We start from the raw sequence: 8,237 nt of genomic DNA, 5'->3' as shown, positions 1-8,237 counted from the left end.
TGCTACATTCCATCACAACGGACAATGGTGCCGAGTTTATGGCTTTTTCTTCCATCGAAAGGGCACTCAAAATTCCCGTTTTCTTTGCAAAACCCTATTGCTCAACCGACAAACCACACATAGAACATCTAAACAAACTAATAAGACAATATATACCGAAAGGAACCTCTTTCTCCGAAATATCGAAACTACAAATCAAAACAATACAAAGCCTGCTAAACAACAGACCCAGAAAAAAGCTAAACTTTCAATCTCCTATAGAAGCCCTTGACGTATATTTGCAACAACGTTGCACTTGACTCTGGAATCTGCATCTCCCAAAAGCCCAGAGGCATTGTTGTACGTAGCCCAAAGGCCAGAACCTAAATTCAGGAAGATATTCTTTCCTGGAGTATTGTAGAAAAGAGCTATCAAAAATGAAACCGCTGCTATGCCAAAGAACACTTGAGATACTGCCTTGGCCCAATCTCCCTGAGAGGAGGACAACATACTGGCAACATAACCCAGTGCTCCAAATAGTATAAGCATCGCCCAGGCGTAGCTGGATAATCCATACTTAAAGCCACGTTGCTTTTGCGTTTTATAACCCGCGATGAACTTACCAAAAACAATCTGTATAAGCCCCAATACTACAGCAAGAGCCATCATATTGTCTTGATTTAAGAAGTAGTCGTCGCTTACGCTACCTAAAAGATCATTTCCAGCCCAAGGCATTACCATACCAAAAACAGTTCCCATAAGGGAGCCAACAATGGCTGTAGTACCTCCTAACCACTGCATCATAGAAGAGAGAGACTTAACGGAAGCTGACTTTGTTTTCATCTTTGCGATAGTTGCTCCCAAGAAAAGCAATAATCCATAACCTCCGTCTCCGAAACAAAGAGCAAAGAAAAGCATGAAAAATGGAGCAAAAAGAGCCGTAATATCTATTTCTCCATAGTTGGGCAGTGAGTACATCTTCGTGATGGGTTCAAACAAACGAGCATAGCGGTTATTGGACAATTTTATAGGAATATTGTCACTCTCCTCAATCTCTACTTGCTTGAAATAGCACAAAGTATCTGCTAAAGAGTCAGTCAGTGTCTCAGAAATTTTCTCAGGCACCCACCCTTCTAATAGCATCAAAGTATCCTCTGCCTCGGTATCAGCTTGTAACAAAGCGTTTGAGAAGTCATATTGACGGCTCAATAACAAATCATATCCCTGCAACTCTCCTATACGAGTATCGGCAAACTCCGTAATCTTCTTTCTGATACTCTCCAATTCCTGCTCTAAAAGACTCAACTGTTCCTCTTTCTCGGCAATTGTATACTTCGGAGCTTTTATCTCCTCTGCCCCTAAATACTCTCCAGCAGGGAGCTCCCCTATCGTTATGAAGTAGGTCTGTGCCCTCAAATCATTTATTCGCACAGCACGGAAAGTTGTCTCCCACTCCTCCTTATACTGTTGGGAAGGCACCATGTGGAAATGAATAGGATAGCCATGCTCTTTGAGCTTTTGTAATAACTCAACACTATACTCCCCCCAAATATTCCAATAAGCAATCTCCCTTTTTTGGGAGGCAACTTGATTTACAAAATGCTCTTCATCTTTGAACAACTGTAAGATTTCCTTTATAGCTTTCTCTCCTCCCTCCAATGTTGCGGGAATAACAGAAGTTACCTCTGGGGCATCTTTGGAGCGACGGGCTTTAATGTGTCGAACTAAACTTGCAAGTTCCTTTCTTGTGCTCAACAAAGATTGCAACTCGTCGAATTGCTTTGTATTTTTATTCTCCTTAATATGCACGACACCCAGAGAACGTAGCTGATGTAAAAAAGCCTCATACTCTTTGTGATAAACCAAGAAAAGATATTTATGCATTCTTTCAATCATAGCCTAGCCTCCTTCTCTTTCTCCTTACGTTCACGTTCTTCAATATTTGCACGCATAATCTTCTGAGAAGACTTAGAAAGACTTTCTTCATCCTCCAAGTAACGCTTAATTTTCCGAATAGCATCCTTATAGCCAGGAATCTGTACTTTCTCAAAAAGATTTACTTTCTGAGTTGTTTTCTTTCGAGCATACTCCAAAAAATCCAGTTTTAACCCCAAAAACTCAGCTTCAATACCTGTTGTTGCAAGTACCTTAAGAAGATCAAGGCCTTCGGAAAACCAAGAAGGAGAATTAAATAAACTAAAAGACTTCACCTCAAAATCAATTCCATCCAAAACAGGCACAAGTACCCCTGCAATCTTTTTGGAGGAAAGGCGCACATTACGTACTGTTATAAGGCTGGTGTCAAATTCATTCCAGAGACCAACCATGTGGTGATAGCTCGAAATCCCCTCTTCTAACTTGCGTTCCAAATTTGCGGCCTCTGTTTTGGTCTTTTTTACCTCAAGGCGCAAGGCACTCTCCTTACTTTTAATAGTAGGGAGTGTACGAACACGCATCTTTAGCTGTTTTTCTTGCTGCTGAAGAGAAGTTCTATTATACTGAAACTTAATAGCCATAACCTATACAGCCTCTATTAAGCATTTTTCTCTCCTACCCAATACTTATCGACAAGAGCCTGTCTTAGGTTTACCTCTGTTGGGGTAAAGTGTTCTGCAAAAAGCCTCCAGGCAATATCAAGCATTTCATCTGTATCAACGTTCACGTCAATTGCGAGTAACTGACGAGAGTAATCCTCTGCAAAAGCTAAAGAACGAGTATCGTAATCAGTAAGATCAAATCCATTCTCCATCTTTGTTTGAGCATTTGCCGCATCTGAGAAAAGACGAACGGCCGCGTTCATTACTTGTGGGTGATCTTCACGCGTTTTCTTACCAATAACAAGCTGCTTCAAACGAGAGAGTGAACGGAATGGATCAATAATAACCTTACCCACGTTAGTATCTCTACGTAAGTAAAGCTGCCCTTCCGTAATGTACCCTGTATTATCAGGTACAGCATGCGTGATATCACCTCCCGACAGAGTAGTTACCGCAATAATGGTGATAGACCCCCCTTCAGGGAACTGTACAGCCTTCTCATAAATTTTAGCAAGATCTGAGTAAATAGATCCTGGCATAGAGTCTTTCGAAGGGATCTGATCCATACGATTAGAAACGATCGCCAAAGCGTCGGCATAGTTGGTCATATCCGTCAGAAGAACAAGCACTTTTTCATTCTTTTCTACGGCAAAATACTCTGCTGCTGTAAGTGCCATATCTGGTATCAAAAGGCGCTCTACAGAAGGATCCTCTGTTGTATTGATAAAGCTAACGATACGATCCAGTGCACCAGCGTTACTAAATGTATTCTTGAAGAACAAGTAGTCATCATTAGTCATTCCCATACCTCCCAGAATAATTTTATCACTCTTAGCACGCATCGCCACCATAGCCATCACCTCATTAAAAGGTTGGTCTGGATCAGTAAAGAAAGGTATCTTTTGACCTGTTACCAGAGTATTGTTCAGGTCTATTCCTGCAATTCCCGTTGCAATTAACTCAGAAGGTTGTTTACGACGCACTGGATTTACCGAAGGGCCTCCGAGCTCTACCTCCTTTCCCTCAGGAACTGCCCCTCCATCAATAGGAAATCCATAGGCATTGAAGAAACGACCAGCCAACTGGTCTCCTACTTTCAGCGTTGGAGCCTTGCCCATAAAAACGACCTCAGCATTCGTAGGAATACCTTCAGTCCCTTCAAAAACCTGAAGAGTAACTTCCTCTCCAACAATTTTCACGACCTGAGCCAGACGACCGTGTATCTGAGCCAATTCATCATTACCGACACCTGTAGCTTTGAGCATACAAGTAGCCTTGGTAACATTTGTTATCTTGGTATATATCTTCTTAAAAGCTTGTGTTGCCATAGATTTTTGGGAGATTATTAGTTGTTATTCAACTTAGTACTCAAGAGCTCCTCGCACTGAGCATAATACTTCTTGAAATCATCACTTTCGTAAAGTGAATAGTTCATCTGTCTAAGTACGTTAATAAGATTCTTGAAGTATGCAGTTACCTGGTTGAAGTCTTCAAAGTCGAACTTTGCTCGACAAATTTTAGTAACTAACTCCAACATGTACTTCTGACGGCTCAAAGGGGTGTTACAATCTATATCATCAAAAGCATCCTGTTGTAAGATTACGAAGTCAATAAGCTCAGCTTTCCAGAAAGTTACATGATATTCTACGGGAACCCCATCATCTCCAAGAATGTTTATCTGCTCGGAAATCTCCTTGCCTCTTTGCAAATTCATTTTGGCTTCACGTACCATCTCTATCCAAGTAGAAGAAATATGTTTAGAAAGATAATCTTGTACTTCTGGATACTCCAAATACTTAGAATAGCTGTCAATAGGATTTACCGCTGGATAACGTTTTCTATCTGCGCGCTCTTGCTCCAATGCATAGAAACAACGAGCTACCTTCTTTGTATTTTCTGTAACTGGTTCTTTCAAGTTACCTCCTGCAGGAGAAACTGTTCCAATAAAAGTTACAGAACCTGACTTTCCATTATTGAGATAAACATACCCAGAACGAGCATAGAAGTTTGCAACGATTGCCGACAACTCCATAGGAAAGGCGTCAGGACCTGGCAACTCTTCCAAACGGTTAGACATCTCACGAAGAGCTTGTGCCCAGCGGGATGTAGAGTCTGCCATAAGCAACACCCTAAGCCCCATTGAACGGTAGTATTCTGCAATAGTCATAGCCGTGTATACAGAAGCTTCACGAGCTGCGACAGGCATGTTAGATGTATTTGCAATAATGATGGTACGCTCCATCAATTTACGCCCCGTATGAGGGTCGACCAATTCAGGAAACTCCGCAAAGATTTCCACCACTTCATTCGCACGCTCTCCACAAGCCGCAATGATGACGATATCTGCCTCTGCCTGTTTTGATATGGCATGCTGCAATACTGTTTTTCCAGTACCAAAAGGCCCAGGGATAAACCCAGTACCTCCCTCTACGATAGGATTAAGAGTGTCTAAAGTGCGAACCCCTGTTTCTAACAACTTAAAAGGACGAGGTTTTTCGGCATAACAAGAAATAGCTTTTTTCACAGGCCATTTCTGAATCATTGTCACGGAGTGTTTAACACCATTCTTATCCTCAAGAACGGCGATCTCCTCCTCTGCCATATACTTACCATCCTCCTTGATACTAAGAACTTTGTAAGTTCCCTCAAAAACAAAAGGAACCATGATCTTGTGAGGTTGAAAGTTTTCATCCACTTCTCCAAGCCAAGAGCCTGCCTCTACGATATCTCCAACTTGAGCAATGCGTTTAAAGTCCCATTGTCGTCCCTTATCCAATGGATAAGTATAAGATCCTCTTTGCAAGAATATACCTTCCATTTTGTCCAAATCATTTTGAAGTCCATCAAAATTCTTTGACAACAAACCTGGACCTAATGTTACCTCTAACATATGCCCCATGAATTCAGCCTCATCACCGACACGCATTCCACGGGTGCTTTCGAAAACTTGAACAAAAACCCTGCTACCAATAATCTTGATAACCTCGCTCATTAAACGAGTTTCATCTACTGTGATAAAACAAATTTCGTTTTGAGAAACTGGGCCATCAACCTCTACGGTTACAAGATTGGACACAATCCCCTTAACAACTCCTTTTGTCATGGATATATTATTTCTTTTGATTTTTCTTAAACTCATTCAGAGAGGTGTTACTCTCTTTCTTCAAAGTCGCAACAATACTACGGAAAGTCTCCTCTCCTGTTTTTTCATTTAATTCCGTCCAACGCTCTATGATACGCAGACGTAAATAATAAGCTAACAAACTTTCTATATCGAAAACGAGGTCAAAAGTTTTCTCCTCCAACCAATTCCATTTCAAAACATCAATCATTCTTTCCCGGCGAGTAATATCACTCTCGTTTTGAATAGAAACCAATGTATTAATGTAGGATATATCATCCTCCGAAACGCCTAAATGAGGTAAAGAGGAAGCCCTTAGCTTTTGTTCTATCTCTGTATTTCCTACTATATATTCTTTAGGATCCCACCCAAGTTTACGACTTGTAAAAGTGGCAAAGACATTTCTTATATCTAAATTGAAACGAGACCAATCCGAAACAAAATCGTTCTTACTTTTCAAGACGTAAGAAAAGTAAAAATCGGCCAATTTATCCTCAAGTCGAGTAGGCCAGATACGCATCTCCTCCTCCGAAAGGGGTTCTTCGTCCTCTTCTCTCTCAACAATGAATTCCTTTAAAAATGGGATAAAATAGGGAGGAAGTGAATTCTTGGGAAGACGTTCCTTCTTTTTGAGAGCAACTAAAACAAGCTCCAACTCATCGTATGAAAAAAGAGTCGGTTGCTCTTCAGCTTCTCGCGCAGCCTCGGAATCCACTAGGAAATCTATCAGAAAATGATTCTCTTCCTCCCAGCGAATTTCCAAAAAGAGCTTCTTATCTGCAGTTGTTAACTCATGTTTAAGGTCCTCGAAAAAGAAGTCTGACGAAAAAGGAATCTTTCTATCGTCAACTCCTATATTGGGAAGACCCGATATTGTGGCATAATATTTGGCCATAACTTAAAAAAGCATTTCAACCAAACGAGGACGAAGGAAATTCTTAAAGAAAGCGATTAATTCTTCTTGACCGAACTCAATCTTATAAGCTCCATCCTTAGGTTTAAGAACAAAATTAGTTGTATACCCTGCAGCCTCTTCTATCGTAACTGTTCCGTTGAGCAAATCTTTTGCATTATTCATAAAGTAAGACTCCAATTCCTTTGCATCGGCAGCCTCAATAACAACCTCCTCCCCAGGAGTCCAATTTTGAACTACCTTAAGGATGATATTACGCATAAAATCAGGATTTTGTGCAGCAGCCTTAATATTTGCGTCTACAATTTTATCTGTAATGCTATCAGCAACGGCTACTTTAAGAGCTTCAATAGTTTGATTAGCATACAACTTCAATTCAGATTCTGTATTCTTCTTTAATTCAGAAGCATTCTTTTCAGCATCCTTTAGTATACGATCTGCTTCAACCTTAGCTCCAGATAGAATCTCTTGACTTTTTTGTTCAGCCTCAGCAATCAACTGATTAGCTTGTTGCTTACCCTTTTCAACTCCCTCATTAAAAATCTTATCAGTTAACTCCCTGATCTTAGCATCCATATCCTAAAACAACTATATAATTTAAATTATTTCAAAACCTAACAATAGAGAGATATATTCCCCCTTCTTAGAAAACTTGCACAAAGGTAAAATAAAAAATTTTATATCCCCATATATAGCTATAAAGCCAATTAGAGAAAAATTAGCCCTCAAGAAAAAGGCTACTTTATTAGCTTAATGTAATCGCCATATCCCTCTTCTTCCATCCTCTCCATGGGGATAAAACGTAGAGCTGCACTATTTATGCAAAAGCGTTCTCCGCCAGACTCTATTGGTCCATCTTCAAAAACGTGTCCCAAGTGAGCTCCACTGCTCTTACTCCGCACTTCTACTCGATCCATTCCATGGGAAAGATCTTGAAAATAATTCACCACAGAAGCGTCTATAGGAGCAGAAAAAGCGGGCCAACCGCAACCACTCTCAAACTTATCAGAAGAAATAAAAAGAGGAGTGCCATCTATAATGTCCACATAAATCCCCTTCTGAAAATGATTGTAATACTCATTCCTAAAAGGTGGTTCTGTTCCTTTTTCCTGCGTCACATAATATTGCATTTCTGTAAGGCGACTGCGAAGAGCATCTCGGTCAATATACTTTGCTTGACGGGCCTTTGCAATCTTATCTCTTCCTATATGACAATAGCCAGCAGGATTTTTTCTCAAATAGTTTTGATGATACTCCTCTGCTAAGTAAAAGTTGATCAGGGGGGAGTTTTCCACAACAATTGGAACTTTGTATCGTAAGGCTAATTGTTCTAAAGCCTTGGTCACAACAATAGCATCCTCTTCATCTACATAGTATATACCAGTTCTGTATTGTCTACCAACATCTCCTCCCTGTTTATTCAGTGAAGTAGGATCTATGACATCGAAATAGAGGTCTAACAAGAAAGTTAACGAACACTGGCTCGTATCATATTCAATACGGATAACCTCTGCGTAATCGGAATCAACATCTTCGTAACGAGGGTTGGGACGGTTAGCATTGGCGTAACCAACAGCTGTATTAACAACTCCTTGTACTCCTTCAAAATAACTTTGCATTCCCCAAAAACAACCGCCTGCTAAATAGATTGTTTTTGTCTTTTGAGGCTGTTCTGCTGGCATATGAA

8 protein-coding genes are annotated in these 8,237 nt (G+C 40.4%); 1 reads left to right on the top strand and 7 read right to left on the bottom strand.

Annotated elements, in window-relative coordinates; all coding sequences use genetic code 11:
• The coding region (locus B5D06_RS08835) for an IS30 family transposase (protein WP_143742540.1) at positions 1 to 299 on the top strand (299 nt) is incomplete at its 5' end.
• Here the strand turns inward: B5D06_RS08835 and B5D06_RS00825 are convergent.
• From B5D06_RS00825 to msrB, 7 genes are all read right to left on the bottom strand, one after another.
• Entirely contained in the window at positions 256 to 1,875 is a 1,620-nt protein-coding gene (locus B5D06_RS00825; RefSeq protein WP_078736131.1) for a V-type ATPase 116kDa subunit family protein, read from the bottom strand. The genes B5D06_RS08835 and B5D06_RS00825 overlap by 44 nt on opposite strands.
• Positions 1,872 to 2,495, bottom strand: a complete 624-nt coding sequence (locus B5D06_RS00820; protein ID WP_078736130.1) for a V-type ATP synthase subunit D — start codon at positions 2,493 to 2,495, stop codon at positions 1,872 to 1,874. Before B5D06_RS00820 ends, B5D06_RS00825 begins: the two co-directional genes overlap by 4 nt.
• 17 nt (positions 2,496 to 2,512) lie before the next feature.
• Positions 2,513 to 3,844 carry a V-type ATP synthase subunit B gene (locus B5D06_RS00815; RefSeq protein ID WP_078736129.1) on the bottom strand — a complete coding sequence of 444 codons (1,332 nt, stop codon included), beginning with the start codon at positions 3,842 to 3,844 and terminating at the stop codon, positions 2,513 to 2,515.
• 17 nt (positions 3,845 to 3,861) lie between these two features.
• Entirely contained in the window at positions 3,862 to 5,619 is a 1,758-nt protein-coding gene (locus B5D06_RS00810; RefSeq protein WP_078736140.1) for a V-type ATP synthase subunit A, read from the bottom strand.
• Positions 5,620 to 5,626: 7 nt separating this feature from the next.
• Positions 5,627 to 6,532: a DUF2764 family protein gene (locus B5D06_RS00805; protein WP_078736128.1), complete on the bottom strand. Its 906-nt coding sequence runs from the start codon at positions 6,530 to 6,532 to the stop codon at positions 5,627 to 5,629.
• A 3-nt stretch (positions 6,533 to 6,535) separates the two neighbouring features.
• Entirely contained in the window at positions 6,536 to 7,126 is a 591-nt protein-coding gene (locus tag B5D06_RS00800; protein ID WP_078736127.1) for a hypothetical protein, read from the bottom strand.
• Positions 7,127 to 7,287: 161 nt separating this feature from the next.
• Positions 7,288 to 8,232 (bottom strand): peptide-methionine (R)-S-oxide reductase MsrB, encoded by a 945-nt coding sequence (msrB, locus tag B5D06_RS00795; RefSeq protein ID WP_078736126.1) that lies wholly within the window; start codon positions 8,230 to 8,232, stop codon positions 7,288 to 7,290.
• Positions 8,233 to 8,237 lie beyond the last annotated feature (5 nt).

The organism is Porphyromonas circumdentaria (genome assembly GCF_900167105.1).
Taxonomy (GTDB): Bacteria; Bacteroidota; Bacteroidia; order Bacteroidales; family Porphyromonadaceae; genus Porphyromonas; species Porphyromonas circumdentaria.
This window is presented reverse-complemented; position numbering and strand designations above follow the sequence as displayed.

Excerpts from the sequence above, each read along its gene's own strand:
- B5D06_RS00815 (WP_078736129.1), bottom strand. The coding sequence starts at position 3,844 with ATGGCAACACAAGCTTTTAAGAAGATATATACCAAGATAACAAATGTT.
- B5D06_RS00805 (WP_078736128.1), bottom strand. The coding sequence starts at position 6,532 with ATGGCCAAATATTATGCCACAATATCGGGTCTTCCCAATATAGGAGTT.
- B5D06_RS00810 (WP_078736140.1), bottom strand. The coding sequence starts at position 5,619 with ATGACAAAAGGAGTTGTTAAGGGGATTGTGTCCAATCTTGTAACCGTA.
- B5D06_RS00825 (WP_078736131.1), bottom strand. The coding sequence starts at position 1,875 with ATGATTGAAAGAATGCATAAATATCTTTTCTTGGTTTATCACAAAGAG.
- B5D06_RS00800 (WP_078736127.1), bottom strand. The coding sequence starts at position 7,126 with ATGGATGCTAAGATCAGGGAGTTAACTGATAAGATTTTTAATGAGGGA.
- msrB (WP_078736126.1), bottom strand. The coding sequence starts at position 8,232 with ATGCCAGCAGAACAGCCTCAAAAGACAAAAACAATCTATTTAGCAGGC.
- B5D06_RS00820 (WP_078736130.1), bottom strand. The coding sequence starts at position 2,495 with ATGGCTATTAAGTTTCAGTATAATAGAACTTCTCTTCAGCAGCAAGAA.